The organism is Paenibacillus herberti (assembly GCF_002233675.1).
In the GTDB taxonomy this organism is placed as follows: domain Bacteria; phylum Bacillota; class Bacilli; order Paenibacillales; family Paenibacillaceae; genus Paenibacillus_O; species Paenibacillus_O herberti.
On sequence record NZ_NMUQ01000001.1, the window covers coordinates 1,462,126 to 1,481,375 of the forward strand.

Below are 19,250 nucleotides of genomic sequence, written 5' to 3' on the forward strand. Positions count from 1 at the left end.
CCTCACGGTGAATCGAGAAGGAAATGGAATGCATAATAAGGATGAAGATTGGAAAAAAAGCTCATCTACCGATATCCCGGCTACGCTTCTGGATGCGCGCAAACATATTCTTGTCTGGATTATGGGGATATATATCGCATCGGTACTGATGCAGTGGATTCTCGAGTTTAATCCGATTCCAATGCTGTTTTTTCACCTCGTCCTATTGCTTCACTGCGCTCTTTACTGGCATTCCGAGGCACTCACTCGCCGTCAACCATGGTTTTATATCAGCTTCCAGGGGATTCTGATTACAATCTGCGCTTTCTTGATGCCACAGGGATACCCCCCAATTACTGGTTTATACTCCTTGCTGATCGGGCAGAGTGTGGTAATTTATCAGCGTAAATTGAAGGTCGCCGGTGTTGCGTTGGTTTTTTATCCCATTGTTACAATCATCGTTTTGTCAATCGACGATTCATTACACCTGCTTTTTAATCTGTCGGCTTTTACTATGTTAAATGTGATTATCATTGCCTATACACGTATATTTCGCAATGAAGTGATTGCCAGGCATCGCACGGAGAGCTTCTTGAAAGAACTGGAGCAGGCACATGGGGAAGTCGAAAAACTGACGCTTGCGAATGAGCGTCAGCGGATGTCGCGTGATCTACATGATACGCTTGCGCAGGGGTTGGCCGGCATCGTGATGCAGCTCGACGCTGCGGATGCTCATATTGCTAAAGGCAATATGGATCGTGCCGGGCAAATCATAAGGCAATCTAGAGAAAGCGCAAGGATAGCCCTCGCAGAGGCACGCCAAGCGATCGACAATCTGAGGCTTCTTGCCGAACCCGCGCAATCTTTCGCTGATGCGGTGCGGCTCGAGACGGAACGTTTCACGTCGGCGACAGGCATTCGGGTTGAACTAATGCTCGACCCCATACCAGAGTTATCTAAAATACTTTTCGAACATGCGCAGTATATTGTTCGCGAATCGCTGACGAATATTGCCCGTCATGCAAAGGCTTCGGAAGTAAGGATTGAAATGCGGTATAACGAAGATCGTTTCTTGCTTACAATTCGCGATAACGGTACCGGCTTCAATGTCGAAAAGATCACTCATGAGCCGGGACACTACGGGTTGATCGTTATGCAGGAGCGCGCCCGCCTCTTACATGCGGAGCTTGCCATTTCGAGCGATCGTGCATCAGGCACTCTGGTGAAGCTTGATGTACCCTATCATTACGCTATTTCAATCAGGGAGGAGGGAGGACTGAACCATGAATTGCAAAATTCTGATTGTTGACGATCATTTCGTCGTTCGAGAAGGTCTTAAAATGATTCTGGAGACCGAGGATAATTATGAAGTCATTGGTGAGGCAGCTAATGGAAACGAAGCCCTTCGTTTTATGGATGAGAGTATGCCAGATCTCGTTCTGATGGACTTGTACATGCCGCAGATGAACGGGCTGGAAACGATGGAAGCGATGATTGACCGCGGCATTGATATTCCGGTCGTCATCCTCACTACGTATAACGAAGATGAATGGATGATGAAGGGATTGTCACTGGGCGCAAAAGGGTATTTGCTTAAGGATACCGGCAGGGAGCATCTATTCCGAACGATTGATGCGGCGCTGCGCGGGGAAACGCTGCTGCAGCAGGACATCCTGTCCCGGGTCATGGCCGTTCAGCGAGAGCGATTGAAGCCCACCCCGGCCAGCCCTATTACGACCGAGCTATCCGCTAAAGAACAACAGGTGCTCCAGGCAGCAGCTCAAGGGTTGCGAAGCAAAGAAATAGCCGTTCGTCTAGCTATTTCCGAACGCACCGTGAAAGCTCATTTAACCAATGTCTACAACAAACTTGGGGTCGATTCCCGATCCCAAGCAGTTGCAATAGCCGTTGAAAATGGTTGGGTTAAGCTTTAAATTTCGCACCTGCTTTATTTTTAGCTGTAAAGGGCGTATTGACGCAACGTTCCACAATGGGAGCCGATTGAACTCATACAGAGTAATTCAAGTCGGGCTAATTTTATGTATTCCTTGACAAGAATATTCCTTATTGTTTATATTTGATTTGCAGGATTGTGGAAGTACGAGTCGATGCGAATCGGCGGATTTACAGCCTTCGGTTTGAGCCGACAATTAAATTATTTCATATGAGGAGTGTATAAATGATGATCAACAAAATTGGCCAAGTTATGTTGTATGTGGATAACCAAGACGCATCCAGAGATTTTTGGACAGAAAAACTAGGTTTCGAGGTCATCGTGGAAGAAACCAATGGCCCGATGAGATGGATTGAAGTCGCTCCTAAGGGTGCAGCAACTAGCATTGTTCTTCACAGTAAGGAGTTAGTTGCCAAAATGAACCCTGGAATGAATCTCGGGACACCATCTATGATGTATTTCACGGACAATTTCGATGCGTTGTACAGCGATCTCAAGAACAAGAACATCAAAGTTGGAGACATTGTGCAACTTCCCTCCGGCAGAGTTTTTAACTTTGCCGACAATGAAGAAAATTACTTTGCTGTATCGGAAAAGAAATAAGATCGTTTCTTTAATAAAAAAATAGAGGTCGTACTAATGAAATTAACCGGAGACATGTCAAACGTCTCCGGTCTTTTATTTTCTCAGGAAAGCTACAAAATATCGTTGAATAAGTACTATGTTTTGTTGTTTTGCTGAATGATATTAAATTATCAATTCTTCTATACTATTCTAATAAAAAGAGAGAGGGTTCCGAATCGTTCATTCATTCGTGGAACCTACCTTCTTAATGACGAAAGAGGTAAACTTTGATGAAACAAAAGTTTAAGTATACTCCGACGACCAACGGCTATCCGGAATGGAACAATAATCCGGAAATTTTTGAACTTAATCGAATGAAAGCGCACGCAACACTAATGCCTTTTGATTCAGTGGAAGAAGCGCTAAACAACGACCGCCCGGCTTCGCGCAATTATATGTCGCTTAACGGCATATGGAAGTTTGCTTTTGCGGAGTCGCCGTCCAAGCGAATTTCGAATTTCTACGAGGACAGCTTTGATCATACAGAATGGAATGACATTAAGGTACCTGGACATTGGCAGCTGCAGGGATACGATTACCCGCAGTATACGAATTTTCGCTATCCATGGGAGACGTCAGAGCCGGAATTGAAGTCCCCGTTTGCGCCAACCCTGTACAATCCTGTGGGCTCGTATGTCCGTACATTCTCGCTGCCAGATAATTGGCAAGGGCAACCTGTTTTTATCAGCTTCCAAGGCGTGGAGTCCGCTTTCTACGTGTGGGTCAATGGCGAGCTGGTGGGCTACAGCGAGGATACCTTTACACCGGCTGAATTCGACCTTACACCCTATTTGAAAGCAGGCGAAAATAAGCTTGCGGTTGAGGTGTATCGCTGGTGCGATGCCAGCTGGCTGGAAGATCAGGACTTCTGGCGGCTGAGTGGTATTTTCCGCGATGTTTACTTGTATACGGTTCCTAAGGCGCATGTCTACGATTTCTTCGTAACAACTGAGCTTGACGAGGAGTACAAGGATGCAGAGCTTAAAGTTAAAGCGACGCTGACGAATTATTGGGAAGCCGATATGGGTTCCGTTACTGTTGAGGCACAATTGTATGATGCTCAGCGGAACGCTGTGTTTGTAGATCGGATCACGGTAACAACAACGCTTGGCAGCAGTATTGCGGAAACTCAAGTTGAGGTTTCGACGCATGTCATCAATCCGCTGAAATGGAGCGCAGAGGAGCCGAACCTCTACACGCTCGTTATTAGCCTGAGGGATGAGAATGGGGAACTGCTTGAGGCACTCAGCACGCAGACGGGCTTCCGAAAGTTCGAGATTAAAGATGGACTAATGCTCATTAACGGACAGCGCGTCGTCTTCAAAGGAGTTAACCGCCATGAGTTTGGCTGTGACACTGGCCGTGTGATGGGGCTTGAAGATATGATTACGGACATTAAACTTATGAAGGCGTACAATATCAATGCCGTGCGTACCGCCCACTATCCCAACAATCCGTTGTGGTATGAGCTTTGTAATGAATATGGCTTGTACGTAATTGACGAAACCAATCTGGAGTCACATGGCACTTGGACCGGCGGTCAGACCGAGATGCTTCCGACGACGGTGCCTGGCAACATTCCAGCATGGACAGCGAACGTTATTGACCGTGCGAATTCGATGATGCAGCGGGATAAAAATCATCCTTCGATCGTCATCTGGTCGCTTGGCAATGAGGCGTATGGCGGTGATAATTTCGTGAAAATGCATGATTTCCTTCGCGAGGCAGACCCGACACGGATCGTTCACTATGAAGGTGTTGTGAATTATAAGCAATCCGCCGATGCCACCGATATCGAAAGCTACATGTATATACGACCGAATCGTTTGATTGATTATGCAAATGCGCCCGGACCGAAAAAGCCCTATATTCTATGTGAGTATAGCCATGCTATGGGTAACTCCCTGGGCGGATTGCATCTATACACCGAGTTGTTTGATCGTTATCCGGTGCTGCAGGGCGGCTTTATTTGGGACTGGGTAGACCAAAGCCTTTGGAAAACAGAAGCGGACGGTACGAAATATTTAGCGTACGGCGGAGATTTCGGTGAATCACCACATTCTGGAAATTTCTGTGGAAACGGCCTTTTGTTTGCCGACCGTTCCATTTCACCAAAGTTGATTGAAGCTAAGAAATGTTATGAAAATATAACCATTACCGAAGTGGATGGCGCACAAGGCATCTACACCATTAAAAATAAAAACCTGTTTATGAATTTAGAGGTTTATTTGCTTCAGTGGACGATTGCCGTGGAAGGTGTTATAAGTGCGGAAGGTAATGTTACCGTAGCGGTCGCGCCTCTTGAGGGCAAAGAGATTAAGCTTGAGCTGCCGAAGCGTGAACAAAGCGGGGAAGCCGTGCTTACGATCAGCTTTGTGACGAAGAAAGCGGAGAAGTGGGCGGAAGCCGGTCATGAAGTGTCGTTCGAGCAATTCGTGCTTCCTGCTGAGAAGCCAGTTGCAGCTGTTGTTGAGGCTGTGAAGAACTACAGTCCGGTTAATGTTGCCGTTCAATCCGGCTTGTTGACTGTAAGCGGCGAGACTTTCACTGCTGGAATTGATACAGCAACCGGCAGCCTGGTTTCCTATAATTTTGGCGGAAGTGAACTTCTCCAGGATGCGCTCATGCCGAACTTCTGGCGCGCATACACGGATAACGACCGCGGCAATAAACAGCATGAGCGTTGTGCAACTTGGAGAAGTGCAGGCGAAGAACGTGTGCTTTGCTCGCTGCGTTGGGAGTCGCTTGCCGATCGTGTTATCGTACACGCCGCTTATGTGCTGCCCACAACATCGGAATCGGCTTGCTCGATTACTTATACCATTCTGGGTAGCGGAGCGATCCAAGTACAGCAGCTGCTGGTTCCAGGAAGCAACCTGCCAGAAATTCCTGAAGTCGGTATCATGTTTAGTATGGATGGCTCGTTTACAGACCTGGAGTGGTATGGCAAAGGGCCGCATGAATCCTACTTGGATCGTCAATTGAGCGCAAAAATCGGCCTGCATCAAGGTAAAGTTGCCGATCAATTCGTGCCTTATCTAAGACCGCAGGAATGCGGTAACAAGGTGGATGTCCGTCATGCCGCGATCTCTAATCAAAGTGGTGTTGCGCTGCATATTACAGGCGAACCTACTTTCGAGCTGAACGCGTTACCCTATACACCATTTGAGCTTGAGGCAAATGATCATGTCTATAAACTGCCGGCAAGCGACAAAACGGTTGTCCGTATCCATTATCGTCAAATGGGTGTCGGTGGTGATGATACCTGGGGTTCAAAGCCGCATCCGGAATTTTTGCTGCTGGCTGATAAAAGCTATTCATTCAGCTTTACGCTGCAGGGTAGAGTTAACTAAATAACAAAAGGCCTCGGCTAGCTCAAGCAGCCGAGGTTTTTTGTTATTTAAAAAGGGATACGATATTTGAAACCATCTTACGAAGATATGGAACTCCATAGAGAGCGATCTCTTTTAGACTAGTTGCAGATTTAATGAAACCCCTTACATAAAATTTTTCTCTAGGAGATGACAGCAGCGAATTTCAAGAACTTCAGCAGCACATGCCTATGGAAAACTCCCTAGGTTACGCGATGTAGGTGTTGATCCTGGCTCGTGTACACCGGGTTTACATAAAACTAACTTGAAAAGGGTGTGAATAATAGGAAAAAAAGAAGATCTCACTTGCTGGACCTGAAATGGGTTGACGGCAACCGCCCCAAGCTGCGATAAACAAATTTTCCTGCACTGCCTGAAAGGTACTTAACCGAATTGTTCACGTTTTCCCATTCCCGTACAGCGACAATTTCGATAACTCCAATGTTGGAAGTATGGCGAAGTATTTTGTCGATGCAGGGGGCGGTTTTGAGATTGCAACCGCAGGCGGTGGAAGAACCGGAAAAGTACTCCGACAAGTGGTTACGGATAAACCGATTCACTGGGCTTATTCCGAAGTCAGGGATCCAATATCCGAAATCGGGGACATGGCATGGACGAATTATAAAGTCCAAGTTGATGCGCTCGCAGAGGAAGCGGGAAAAGTGTATGTAGGAGGCAGGATAGATAACACGGCGGAATATACTTCCGAGTATGAGCGTAAAGGGCACTGGCTCAGCTTGGATACTTCTGGGAATTGGGAGTTGCTCAGAAAAGATTCTAGCAGCAGAACTTCTTTGTCCAGTGGCACGGTCACTGGATTCGGCGTTAACACGTGGAAAACATTATCTTTGGAGTTTAGCGGGAACAATATCAAAGCATTCATAGGTGGCATTATGGTTGCAAATGTAACCGATTCCACTTATTTTAGCGGGAATACGACCATCGGAACGACAGACTGGGGAAGCAATAATTGGGTCCTTCGGCAGTTTGACAACTTCGCGGTTAGCGCAGTTAACGGCTCCCCACAAACGTCGATTACAATCGATAACGGCGAGCCGGGCTATAGCGAGAGTGGTTCCTGGTTAGGTAGCGGGCTCACAGGATATAACGGGTCGGCAACCCGATATTCATCCGGCACCGGCGCTTTTGCAACTTGGACTCCAACGATTACAGAGGCAGGCAAGTACAGAGTTCTTGTCATGTATCCTGCCCATATATACAGTGACAAAACGGCTAAATATACCGTGAGTTTTCAGGAAGGGAACCAGGTATTCGCAATCAACCAGGAACAAAACGGTTCGTCCTGGGTAGAGCTGGGGGATGGGAGTGGATTCAACTTTGCAGTGGGCTCGTCCGCATCTGTCAAATTGGAAGTCACTAAGCCGGGGAATACTGAAGAAGTGGTACGAGCAGATGCGGTTCAATTCATGCGTGTAACCCCTTAGTTTTTCCGAGAGGCGGAAAGTCCATTTTTGCAGCTGTAATCTTCTGAATAGCTAATTACCCAAGGAACAGAGCGGCAACAGGCTGCTTAACTCCTTGGTTTTTTTGCATTGCCGCTTTATGAAAATTTCATTACTTACTTTTCTTAATACAAGAAGCAGGAATAAGAGATGCGATTGTTTTATAGACATGTAAGGTGCGCAGTCGAAGCCTATCTGGATCGGCACTGCCTCAATATGAAATCGATACCAGATTAGTTGCAAGCTATGACCATTGGTGAAAGCGCAATCAGCGTCTTCATAAATTAATTTGGGAAAAGGGGTAAAAGAATGAGAAAAAAATGGGTGAGGCTGGTTGCAGTACCATTAGTGGTGGCCTCTCTGCTAGCTGGATGCTCCAACGCCGGCAACGAAAAGCCGGCCGCTAGCGGAGAACCGTCTGCGAAGCCGGCCGATAAACCGGCTACTTGGATTGCGGATCGGAAAATTAAGGGACTTATCTTTATGGATTCTGATGATCAAACCTCCGAAATGAACCCGGAAATAGTTGCAAAAATTAAAGAGATGACTGGAATCGACTACGAAGTGGAAGTTATGAAAGCGAACAAAGCTATTGAAGGGCTTACCGCCGGGATCGCATCGGGCAACCTGCCAGACTTCATCGCCTTTTATCTGAACAACAGTGGCCGCCAGGAAATGCCTGTTTTGCTTAAAGCGGCACGCGAGGGCATGTTTACCGATTTGACACCGCTACTTAAAGATACAAAAGTGTACAGCAACTATTTATCGGACGGATTCCTGTCTAATGATACGAAGTATGGCGTTATGTTCCGTCCCGAATTTAACGGAGGATCGTACATCGTGCATATGGATGTTAACCGCGAAGGCGGTTATACAACCCGCAAATATGTCGGAGGTCCTTATATCCGCAAGGATATCGCAGAAGCTCTGAAAATCGATCCAAGCTCAATCAACACGTCGGAGCAACTGTACGAACTGGCGAAAAAAATCAAAGCCGGAAACTTTAAAGATACCACCGGTAATCCGGTCGTTCCGATCGGTCCTAGCTACTGGGGCGGTAAGGAAGTTGGCCAAATGTTCAGCGACTTGCAATGGGGAGATACCGATCAGTGGATCTATCAAGGCAAGGACGGCAAGATTCTGCATGAAGCCCAGACTCCTGTCGTAATGAAAAAAGTAGAGTTCATGCAAAAGTTGCTGAAAGAAAAGCTGATGCATCCCGAGTTTTACACGATAGATCAAGCCCGTGCTGAAGAAGGAGCTTTAAACCAGACGTGGGGCATTATCGGAGATATGAACAACTATCTCGACTTTAATCAAGATCTGCACTACCTGCCACTCGGGCCGTTTAATGATGTCGAGGGCAATCCATATCAAATGCAAGTTGACTTCAAGAGCGGTTATGCCGCTTGGGCCGTCCCTTCCACGACGAAAAATCCGGAAGAGATCGTTAAATTCGCCGATTTCCTGGCGAGCCGCGAAGGCAAGCTGCTCTGGAAATACGGTATTGAAGGACGGGATTATACGCTGGATGAGAAGGGTAACCCACTCGTCAAACAAGAGGTGTTAGACCTAAAAGCTTCCAATGCCGCCGAGGCGAAAAAGCTCGGATTTGCTGGAGTCGGAAACTTCTGGGGCGGCTTGCTCGGCCAAACGGATAAAGCCGATATGGAAGACTTTGGCGAGATGGAATACGGTGACAGGCTGAAGAAGGACAGCGAGCTTGGCCTAAAAGCTATCGAATATTGGAAGTGGGATGAAAAAAGAGCCAAGGCGACGGTAGTTGACGCCTATACGCCCAAATCGTTCCTGAACGAGTTCACGACGGGAACGGATCTGACTGCAGCATTTACAAAATACAAGGATAGTCTGGTTAAAGCCTACTACAGCAACAGCGCAGCAGAGGCGCAAAAAATTATCGATAGTGCTTTGAAACAGATGCAGGCAGCCGGACTTGACGATTACCTCAAGCTGCTTGAGCAAAAGAACAGCGATGAAAAAACGAAAATTAAGTTCAAACCATCTCGTTAACAAACAAAAAAACAGATTTACCCAAAGGAGCCGTGTCTGCATGCGTAAAAAGCAAGGGTGGATATTAGGTTTAACGCTGTTAATGTTGTCTGCAAGTGTGACGGTTATCCCTCCTACTCCGGCAAGCGCAGACTTCAATTCCTCTACAAACAGAAATTGGATGGAACAGGTAAACCAAATAAATCCAAACTTTGCTAACACCAAGCTCCGCGATGTCATTCTTCCCGGGTCGCATGATTCCGGCACCGGTGTTTTTGACGACCCTGGCTTCGACAATGCATTGTCACCCGATTTGATCAACACGACACAAATATATCAATATGTTATTCCTACGGATGTTGCCAAAGCACAAGGCAGAACTCAAGACTTTAATGTCGCGGAGCAGTTGAATGCTGGCATCCGATATATCGATCTGCGGCCTGGTCCGAACCAATGGTTCGACGGCCTTACTTTCCGTAACCAGGAGACAACGCTCCGTACGATGCACGGCCTTTATGGCGAAGGCATGGAAGAGATTTTGGCATCCACCAAAAGCTTCCTCGATGCCAACCCGAAAGAAATTGTCATTCTTGATTTTCAGCTTTTTCATGTCATGAGCGACGTCAGCTACACACATCTGAAAAACCGGCTCATGTACTATCTTGGCGATATGCTGCTGCCGCAATCCTATGGTGTGGACACCACGCTGGGTCAGATGTGGGCAGAGAATAAGCGGGTTCTCATTTATTACGGTTCTCATAATTACTGGTCGGGAGCAACAACAAAAGCGTCAGGACCGGTTCCAAGTCAATTTAAAAACGAGCCGTATATTTGGAATCGAAGCCTCGATATGCGTTCCGTCTGGATGAACCGGGACAACGCGGGGAGCTTGAGGGGCGACATTGAAGCAGAAGTAAATGTGGCCGCACAGCATCCTGATAAACTGCACATTCTGCAAAATATGGTCACTCCGGCAATCGGCACTTCCGTCGCCAGCGTAGCTGCTTCTGCCAATGCCATTGTCATGAACGGTCTGCAAAGCGATTGGCCGAGCAAGGGTGTTAATGTCATCCAGACGGACTTTTTCAATTATACCGATATTGTAAACGTCATTAAACGGCTTAACATGAAGGAAAAGGATGCAAGCGGCACTGAGTACGGTGTCTATGTGTACGAACATCCAAACTACCAAGGTAAAGTAAACCGTCTGCTTGGAGATGTCGATAACCTGACTGATTTTGTTCTAGGCAACGACACAGCAAGCTCGATTAAAATCGTCGGGCCTTATAAAGTGGAGCTGTTTACGAACTCCGGGTTTACGGGAACAAAAACGCTTCTTACATCCAGCATTGCTGATCTGAGCACGCTCGGTCAAGACAACACCGCAACATCGGCACGGGTTGACAGAGCAGGTCAGGATGACGGCGTGTATGTGTATGAGCATGATAATTTTACTGGTAAAAGAGTTCGCTTAACCGGCGATGAGCCTAGAATGAGCTTAACGAATGTCGGCAACGATTCGGCCTCGTCCATTCAAATCGTCGGTAACTACCGGGTTGAGGTGTACGACGATGTCAATTATCAAGGCAATTCCTATCAATACAATGTCAATGGTTCTGCCAGCCTCGGAGGATGGGGCGATCGAATCAGCTCCATTAAAGTCATCCCAACCACAAATGAAAACGGGGTGTTCGTGTATCAGCACTCCAATTATGAGGGGAAGTTTATGCGCCTGACTTCCGATGTGTCCGATATGGGAGGATCAATACTTGGGAATGATCAGGTTTCTTCAGTCAGAACTGTCGGACCTTACAAAGCGGTCGTTTATGAAAACGAGAACTATCAAGGGAATTCTATTACTTATACTTCCAGCAATCCAAGCTTAGGGGGGTGGAATGACAAGGCCAGCTCAATCAAGGTTCTGCCGACTTAAACAGGATTTATCATGTCTATTTACAGTGGAGACCTGGGGCGGGGGCTAAGCGCTGCCAGGTCTTTTTGGGCTTTCATCTAGATCGTGAAACTAATTCGATACGCCAACAGGATAATACTTCATTGCATGCGACGTATTAAAAAGCACCACCGTCGCTGCAGAGTCGACATCGGTTGTATGCTGCAATTTCAACCAGCCTGCAAGCGTGGCGGCACCTTCCGGTGAGGAAGAGATACCCTGCTTGCCCAAGGTTAGCTGTGCTGATTTTATTTCGTCCTTGCTGACGGAAATCGCAGTTCCTCTCGATTCTTTCAGTATAGAAACGACAAGATCCAGATTCGGAGGCAAAGGAACTCGTAAACCCGTCGGGCTTACCGAATGGTCGATCTCGCATTTGATAGCTTTTGACGCGCCTGCAGCATCCGCCATGGCATCAACAAGCGGTTGGCAGCCTTCCTCTTGAACGCTAATAAAACGAGGCAATTCTCCCTCTACCATGCCAAGCGCGATCAATTCGTGAAAGGCTTTCCACATTCCAATAATTCCGGAGCCGCCTCCGGTCGGATAGACGATGATATCTGGCAACCGCCAGCCAAGCTGCTCGGCGAGTTCTATGCCCATCGTTTTTTTGCCTTCAACACGGCCTGTCTCGCGTAACGTTCCAACATTGAACCAGCCTTGCTCCGTTTTCCGATCTTCAATCACTTTTCCCGCATCGTGAATCATGCCGTCCACAAGCGTGGCATGCGCGCCATATAGCTTGCATTCTTCCACGATCAACGGCGGGCAGTCGCTTGGTAAGAAAACATGCGCTTCAATACCCGCACGAGCGGCGTAAGCCGCTAACGCGGAGGCAGCGTTGCCATTCGATGGAACGGCAACTTTGGTGATGCCTCTCTCGGCTAAGAGAGAGACGGATACCGAAAACCCTCTCGCTTTGAAGCTGCCGGTCGGATTTTGTTCCTCCCTTTTAATCCAGATTTGTTTCTTGTCTGGTGTCGATCCCAACCCTTGCAGACGAATCAGAGGCGTTCCTCCTTCGCCGAGCGATACAGCTGAATCTAAATGCCTGACTGGCAGTAATTCGTGATATCGCCAGAGCGATGAGAGCTTGCGCTGGGACAGACTGTTCCTAGTAAACGTCGAACGGACCTTTTCCAAGTCATAGTCTACGAGCAGCGTTCCCCCGCATTGAGCGCATCGGCCTTCTAATTGAAATTCCGATTGTCGCGAACATTTTACACATCTTAACCAACACTTGTTCATTTTTATCTCCTTGTTGAGCATGGTAGATTCTTCTATCACAAATGTCCCTACCATAAGCTACGCCAAACGGGAGAGAATGCAACTGCAGATGCCTAGTTCAGACATAAAGCCCAAACCTAATTAACGAAAACCCATATAATGATTGGATGTTATTTTGAAGGAGGCGCACTTCACATGCTTCGCAACATGTGCAAAGGCAAAATTCATCGAGCTACCGTCACCGAGGCAAGATTGGACTACGTCGGCAGCATCACACTCGACTCGCTGCTAATGAAAGCAGCGAATATTGAGCCGCAGGAAATCGTCCAAATCACGAGTCTGCGCAATGCTACGCGTTGGATCACCTACGCCATTGCTGCCCCCGAAGGCTCCGGCAAGGTCTGTTTGAACGGCCCACCTGCCCTATTATTCGAACCTGGAGATCTGATTATCGTGCTCAGTATGGGACTGTTCAACGAAGAGGAGCTTATCCATTTGCGTCCTCAGGTGGTCTATGTAGACGGAACCAATCGGATCGAGAACGTTGAAGAGCTGGATCTGACGATTCAGCGCCAGGACCGGAATCTCGAGCATCACTCAGAGTAACCTTGCGGGAGAAAGGCAGGCGCACATGGGAAAATGGCAGCTTCACCGATTTTTTTCCGGAGACGACGTTATTCGTCGTCATATGCCCCCGACAGTCGAGTATAACAGCGCGTCGCTTAAACGCTTTCTAAAGAATTATAAGGCTGTCTATATTAAACCGAATGACGAGCATCAAGGGATAGGAATCATAAAGGCTTGGAAGACAGAGCAGGGGACGTACACGTATGTCAAAGTCCGGGGCAAACCTGCCGCCGTTCTACCGACCACGGATGCTTTGCACCAGAAGTTGGGAATCCAGAGCAAACCAAGATTCGTTGTTCAGAAAGCCATTCCACTCGCGCGTACGAAAGGGAGACCGTTTGACATTCGAGTCATGATGATGCGCCATCACGGCAAATGGACTTATGTCGGGATGCTGGCCAAAGTCGCGGGACAAAATAGCATCATCACAAACGTCAGGCGCGGAGGGGGTTATGTGGAGACGGTTTCTGCTGCGCTGAGCAGCGCCGGGCAGCAGGGCATCGCCAAAAAAGAGGCACAGCTACGGGAGCTTAGCTACCGAATTTGCCAACGCGCCGACCGTTATAAATATTCAAGGCAGATTGGAATTGATTTTGGCATAGATAAAAAAGGGAATATTTGGATTATTGAGGTGAATTTAGATTATCCGTCGCATGCGTTATTCGCCAAACTTCGCGACCGTAAGACGTATCATAAAATCAAGCAGATCGCTGCAACCTATAAAGATGGATGGAAAGGATAAGCTTAGAGATTGGAACGACAACGCGACTAACGACCTGAGGAGATGGGTGCCGACAGGTCTTTTTTAGTTACTGTTGAATATTATGTCACGCTGTGATATAGTCACGACGTGATATATAGAGATAGGACATAGTTGATTGATACAAAGACAAGTGAGGTGGATATACTGGACATTGAAAAAGTGATGAAAAAGTATATACCCATGTCAGAAACGGCATTTTATATCCTCCTTTCCTTAGCTGAACCGCGTCACGGATATGGAATTGTTAAACACGTGAAGGAAATATCCAATTCACGGATTCGATTAGGTTCAGGCACTGTATACGGAACTTTAACAAAAATGCAGAAAGACGGGATTATAACCGTATTTGCCGACGAGGAAAGAAAAACGGTATACGGAGTGACAGAAATTGGACAAAAATTAATTACTGCTGAGATCGATAGACTTAAAGAGCTGTACCAGAATGCACTGAAGTACGGGGAGGGGTTTTTATGATTACAAAAGTATTTAAGCCATTCTGGAGCTACGATGTGCAGAAAACCGAAGAGTGGCTCTCATCAATGGCAGAAAAGGGTCATGAATTAGTGAAAATAAACCGAGGAACACGGAAATTTTATTTTCAGCAAGGCGAGTCTAGAAAAAGAACATATAGGATCGGGTTCGATAAAAATCAGACCAATTCGCTGTCTAAATCTTTATTAGAAGGTGGATGGGTTAAGCTTTTGCAGAGTGGTAACTGGTAACCTAAGATGATCCTAAGTTCCCGACCAAGGAAGTTGCAGAGAATGTGAAGACTGATGGCCGGATGATTCTGAAGACTTATGCGCGACTGTTCGTTCCATGGATGATGCACTGCCCACTCTTGAAATGCTAGTCGGCCGACCCGCTGATCTGCGCTTCTGGTCTGATGACCCAAAGATGCTTTCCACGATCATCGGCGACCCTTCCGATCTGCAGATAGGCTCGCTGGAGGTGGAACAAGCTGCTATTGGCGACTTCCTTGTTATCGCCGGTGAGGACGACGCCCTTAATTGGGCTCGAAAAGCCACTGGACCAGTGGTCGTCACCGATCTCCGCAGGATCACAGAGCAACTAATCAGTGTGGGCGCAACTATGGTGGTGCCATACACGGAGTGCGAAACCGGTGCGTTCAACAATATTCGGCATCCTGACGGTAGTCTTGTCGAGTATGTGCAGTGGAAACCTGAGCTCGTCACCCGGATCATTGGTTAGACGAATTAGATCCCGCGCCGTATTCGTCTGATGCGGGAGGGGAGGAAACTGCCGAAAGGCTAAGAGGTTACCTCTTAAAGTTCCAATATCATCAGCAGACATGCTATTAATTGGTGTGCGATAATTCATCGGGAAAACTTTCGATATAGGTGGAGCCAAAATTACATAACATCAGGAGCATGGGGACCAACTGATCGCCTAGCCACATTTCTTTATATGACTAGCTGATGGGCAGGAAGGTTTAATTTAATTCACGAATTAATAAAACGAAAAGTTGCTCGCGAAGTCGAAAGTAGGACGAGATTAGAACTCGCAAGAACAAGAAACTTATGGTTGCCGCAGCTACAAAGGAGAACGAAACAATGAAAAAGTACATACTCTTCGATCATGATGGTGTTCTGGTTGATACTGAATTCTGTTATTACAAAGCGGGAGAACGTGCTCTGGCTGACATTGGATTTACCCTGGATAAAGATCAATACCTCCGCGACATGACCCAGTCATTGGGCACTTGGACCCAAGCTAGGGCGGCACAGACCATCAGCAAGCAGCGTGAGGTCCGCAACGTCTATTATCAGGAATATTTAAGAACAGAAGCCATAGAGATTGAAGGCGTAGTTGAAACTCTAGTCGAACTGTCAAAGTACGTCCGCATGGCCATCGTGATGACTGCAAAACGTGCTGATTTTCAACTTATTCATGAAAAGCGCCAGATTAAACAATTCATGGAATTCGTCCTTGTTCGCGAAGACTACGAGCGCACCAAACCGCACCCGGAACCATATTTGACCGGCCTAAAGCGCTTCGGAGCTACCAAAGAAGAGACGCTGGTTGTAGAGGATTCAAACAGAGGGTTACACTCAGCCGTTGCGGCTGGTATCGACTGTGCTATTGTCCATAACGACTTCACAAAAACACATGACTTCACACAGGCCAGCTATCGAATTAAGACTCTAATTGAACTAAAGGACATTATTCTGAATGTAACCTGAGTGAGCATTTGCCAGCGTGTGTCAATAAATCGAATGGGGTCATGATTGATTCATAATTGATGGTGATATTGTGTCAATATGCTATGAGCCAAAAAAAAGCCTGAAAGTTCATAATAGCAGATATCAAAGCCGTTGAGCAGCATGAGTACTAGCTCACACATACATCTTCATCGCGGAGCAAATAGTCATGTTTAAGATTATTTTTTTAAACCAGCAGCAAAGTAGGGACCATTAACCGTTAAGTTCGTTAAGATACGGGCCATTTCTTGAGGAGATTCTTTCCTGCCGCTTTCCAACCATTGTTGGATTACACCTATTATAGCAGTTCCCATATATGCAGCTAAATATTGTCCTGGCACAAGGAAATTTTCTTCCTTTAGAAATGCGTTTGGATTATTTCCATAAAGTGTTTCCCACATAAATTGTTTCAGTCTTGTTTGAAATGATAAATCCCCTTTTGGACCTAACACCGCTTTCATAAATCCACTATTTATATTTAAATATTCAAATAATGAAACTGCAAACGAAAATGGCGCCAAATTCTGGGAGTCAGTTTCAAGTGCGGCAATAACACTAGGGTAGTTTTGTTTTGTAATTTTGGACATATCTATCATAATATCCTCTTCACATTTAATCATTAAATCATATTTGTCTTGATAGTGTGCATAAAATGTGCCTCTATTTATTTTCGCCATAGTTGTTATGTCTTTAACCGTAATTGCTTCTAAACCTTTTTCATTTATTAATTCTACTAGTGCGTGTCGAATAGATTCTTTGGTCCGAATGACACGTAAATCAGGATTAATATTGCGCATGCCAATTCCTCCTTTATTTTACCCAACACAATGATTAAAGATGTTCCGTAACCAACACATGTTCCATTTTTAATTATTGTACCGAACCTATTCCAATTTTATAATTTGAAGTGTAATAAACAACAGGTTGTTCATTATTATAACTAAATATTGAGGAGGGGTACAGCCAACATTTTAATAAAAATTTTACGCTAAGCTAAATTAGACATTAAATAAGCCAATTTTCACTCAAATTTGGAGATACTGTTTTAAGCTAAGCTAATGAATCTAATGGATCTGACAATCCATTTCTAAATGAAAGGAAGTAATTTAAAATGAACAAATTTATGGGACGCCCTGATCTGAAACCAACACATCCCAATGACACTAAATCAGGTTTGAACAATATAGTTATGACTACTGCGCATTATGGAAATCAAGAGATGATAATGGAAAAGGATGTTCCCATCAAAATGCGGGATGGAATCACGCTATACGTCAATGTATTCCGTCCTGATAAACCTGGAAAGTTTCCAGCAGTAATGAGTATGGATCCATATAATAAAGATGGCTTGCCTCCCTATGATATTTTTCGTCAAGTCTGGCCGACGTTAGGTAGTATCGTCACATCACTTTATACACCCTTTGAGTCACCTGATCCCGGTTTTTGGGTGCCAAACGACTATGTAATGGTAAAAATCGCAGCACGGGGGAGTTCAAATTCGGAGGGTGAACTGTATCCTTGGACGAAACAGGAAACGCAAGATTATCATGACGTCATCGAATGGGCCGGCGTTCAGGAATGGTGCGACGGAAATGTGGGATTAAACGGCGTGTCGTATCTGGCCATGACTCAGTGGCAGGTGGCCGCTACGAATCCTCCTCATCTGAAAGCGATCATCCCATGGGAAGGCACATCTGATCTTTACCGGGAATGGTACTTTCACGGCGGAATACCGGAAACAGTGTTCACATCATCTTTCGAGGATTTATTGAAAGGCCGATGGCCAAATAATAAAGTAGAAGGTATGGTTGAGGCGCAGAAAGAGCATCCGTTACTTGATGAGTATTGGGAAGAAAGACAGGTCAACTTGTCCGATATTAATGTACCAATGTTGGTATGCGCCAGCTGGTCAACTCATGGCTTGCATTCCCGCGGTACCTTTGAAGGTTTTAAACAGGCTTCATCCAAAGACAAGTGGCTGCTAGTCCACGGCCGCAAGGAGTGGGAAACCTACTATCTGCGTGAATCGCTGGAATTACAGAAGGAGTTCTTCGATTATTTCCTGAAAGGCATTGAGAATGATTGGATGGATACGCCTCGGGTACGTTATGAGGTCCGAGAGAAATTCTATAAGGGACATATTAGCAGTGCGAATGAATGGCCGATAGCTAGTACTCAATATACTGAACTTCATCTGAATGGTGAAGCGACTTCCCTGCAGCAGAACCCTGTTCAGAAAGAAATCAAACTTACCTATAATGCCGAGCCTGGTCAGACAGAAAACAATGATTTAAAGTTTACTTTTACAACTGACGAGAACATCGAGCTGACCGGAATTATGAAGCTCAAACTCTGGGTTTCCGCAGGTGACACGGATGATATGGATATTTTTGTCGGCATTAAGAAGTATGACAAACGTGGCAATGAAGTGTATCTACCTGATTTTAACCATATTGAAGACGGTCAGGTATCCAATGGATGGCTAAGGGTTTCCCATAGAGAGCTGGATACGGAGAGATCTACTTCTTATCAACCGGTACTGAAGCACAAGAGATTATTGAAGCTTACTAAAGGTGAGATTGTGCCGGTAGAAATTGAGATATTGCCTTCAAGCATTCTCTTAAATAGTGGAGAAAGTTTGGTGCTGATTATAAAAGGCAGTGAAATAATTAACGCAGAAAACTCAGTAGGTGGGTCAAGGGGGTATGGGCACACTGCTACAGTGAACAAAGGAACTCATTCGATTTATACAGGTGGGAAGTATGATTCATTCCTCTTGGTACCGGTGATTCCCAAGCAAATTTAGTATTATTTTCGTAAAAATGTAGGGGGGGTTCTTAGGTCCAAAATGTTTCCATTGGAAAACATTTTGGACCTAATCTTATAATGCAATGAGAGCTTGTGGAGTTGTTAATCCAATATTAGTTTGACACCACTTTTACCCATAATAACTTTAACTGAAAAGGCTGAATCTAATTTTATAAATGGTCCTACAATACCAAACAGCTATTTTTGGTTGAGATTAGTAGTCCTATCTTGTGTTCAAAAAACTAACATTT

16 protein-coding genes are annotated in these 19,250 nt (G+C 45.9%); 14 read left to right on the plus strand and 2 right to left on the minus strand.

Going from position 1 to position 19,250, the window contains the following annotated elements; translation table 11 throughout:
* The first annotated feature begins 7 nt into the window (after positions 1-7).
* From CGZ75_RS06750 to CGZ75_RS06780, 7 genes are all read left to right on the plus strand, one after another.
* Complete coding sequence (locus CGZ75_RS06750) at positions 8-1,288, plus strand: sensor histidine kinase (RefSeq protein WP_089523461.1); 1,281 nt, start codon at positions 8-10, stop codon at positions 1,286-1,288.
* Complete coding sequence (locus CGZ75_RS06755) at positions 1,263-1,913, plus strand: response regulator (protein ID WP_089523462.1); 651 nt, start codon at positions 1,263-1,265, stop codon at positions 1,911-1,913. Before CGZ75_RS06750 ends, CGZ75_RS06755 begins: the two co-directional genes overlap by 26 nt.
* 248 nt (positions 1,914-2,161) lie before the next feature.
* Complete coding sequence (locus CGZ75_RS06760; RefSeq protein WP_089524594.1) at positions 2,162-2,536, plus strand: VOC family protein; 375 nt, start codon at positions 2,162-2,164, stop codon at positions 2,534-2,536.
* Between the two features lie 251 nt (positions 2,537-2,787).
* A complete protein-coding gene (lacZ, locus tag CGZ75_RS06765; RefSeq protein WP_089523463.1) occupies positions 2,788-5,910 on the plus strand; it encodes a beta-galactosidase, LacZ type in 3,123 nt (1,040 codons plus the stop codon).
* A gap of 470 nt (positions 5,911-6,380) precedes the next feature.
* Complete coding sequence (locus tag CGZ75_RS06770) at positions 6,381-7,373, plus strand: golvesin C-terminal-like domain-containing protein (RefSeq protein ID WP_089523464.1); 993 nt, start codon at positions 6,381-6,383, stop codon at positions 7,371-7,373.
* A gap of 327 nt (positions 7,374-7,700) precedes the next feature.
* The gene (locus CGZ75_RS06775) at positions 7,701-9,422 is read left to right on the plus strand and encodes an extracellular solute-binding protein (protein WP_089523465.1); all 1,722 of its coding nucleotides are present in this window, start codon (positions 7,701-7,703) and stop codon (positions 9,420-9,422) included.
* A 40-nt stretch (positions 9,423-9,462) separates the two neighbouring features.
* The gene (locus CGZ75_RS06780; protein ID WP_176444705.1) at positions 9,463-11,334 is read left to right on the plus strand and encodes a beta/gamma crystallin-related protein; all 1,872 of its coding nucleotides are present in this window, start codon (positions 9,463-9,465) and stop codon (positions 11,332-11,334) included.
* 90 nt (positions 11,335-11,424) lie between these two features.
* On the opposite strand, the gene CGZ75_RS06785 is transcribed toward CGZ75_RS06780, so the two are convergent.
* Entirely contained in the window at positions 11,425-12,654 is a 1,230-nt protein-coding gene (locus CGZ75_RS06785; RefSeq protein ID WP_342745652.1) for a threonine synthase, read from the minus strand.
* A gap of 120 nt (positions 12,655-12,774) precedes the next feature.
* Here CGZ75_RS06785 and panD point away from each other — a divergent pair, with 120 nt between their 5' ends.
* From panD to CGZ75_RS06820, 6 genes are all read left to right on the plus strand, one after another.
* The gene (gene panD / locus CGZ75_RS06790) at positions 12,775-13,185 is read left to right on the plus strand and encodes an aspartate 1-decarboxylase (RefSeq protein WP_089523468.1); all 411 of its coding nucleotides are present in this window, start codon (positions 12,775-12,777) and stop codon (positions 13,183-13,185) included.
* Positions 13,186-13,210: 25 nt separating this feature from the next.
* Positions 13,211-13,948, plus strand: coding sequence for a YheC/YheD family protein (locus tag CGZ75_RS06795; protein WP_089523469.1), 738 nt, complete (start codon positions 13,211-13,213; stop codon positions 13,946-13,948).
* 165 nt (positions 13,949-14,113) lie between these two features.
* On the plus strand, positions 14,114-14,443 hold the full coding sequence (locus tag CGZ75_RS06800) for a PadR family transcriptional regulator (RefSeq protein ID WP_141136742.1): 330 nt from the start codon (positions 14,114-14,116) through the stop codon (positions 14,441-14,443).
* On the plus strand, positions 14,440-14,691 hold the full coding sequence (locus tag CGZ75_RS06805; protein WP_245850730.1) for a DUF2812 domain-containing protein: 252 nt from the start codon (positions 14,440-14,442) through the stop codon (positions 14,689-14,691). Before CGZ75_RS06800 ends, CGZ75_RS06805 begins: the two co-directional genes overlap by 4 nt.
* A gap of 97 nt (positions 14,692-14,788) precedes the next feature.
* Positions 14,789-15,181 (plus strand): VOC family protein, encoded by a 393-nt coding sequence (locus tag CGZ75_RS06810; protein WP_141136682.1) that lies wholly within the window; start codon positions 14,789-14,791, stop codon positions 15,179-15,181.
* 362 nt (positions 15,182-15,543) lie between these two features.
* Positions 15,544-16,173 (plus strand): HAD family hydrolase, encoded by a 630-nt coding sequence (locus tag CGZ75_RS06820; protein ID WP_089523470.1) that lies wholly within the window; start codon positions 15,544-15,546, stop codon positions 16,171-16,173.
* A gap of 197 nt (positions 16,174-16,370) precedes the next feature.
* Here CGZ75_RS06820 and CGZ75_RS06825 read toward each other — a convergent pair whose 3' ends face one another.
* Positions 16,371-16,988 carry a TetR/AcrR family transcriptional regulator gene (locus tag CGZ75_RS06825; RefSeq protein WP_089523471.1) on the minus strand — a complete coding sequence of 206 codons (618 nt, stop codon included), beginning with the start codon at positions 16,986-16,988 and terminating at the stop codon, positions 16,371-16,373.
* Positions 16,989-17,302: 314 nt separating this feature from the next.
* On the opposite strand from CGZ75_RS06825, the gene CGZ75_RS06830 reads away from it, so the two are divergent.
* Positions 17,303-18,997: a CocE/NonD family hydrolase gene (locus tag CGZ75_RS06830; RefSeq protein ID WP_089523472.1), complete on the plus strand. Its 1,695-nt coding sequence runs from the start codon at positions 17,303-17,305 to the stop codon at positions 18,995-18,997.
* The last annotated feature ends 253 nt before the right edge of the window (positions 18,998-19,250 follow it).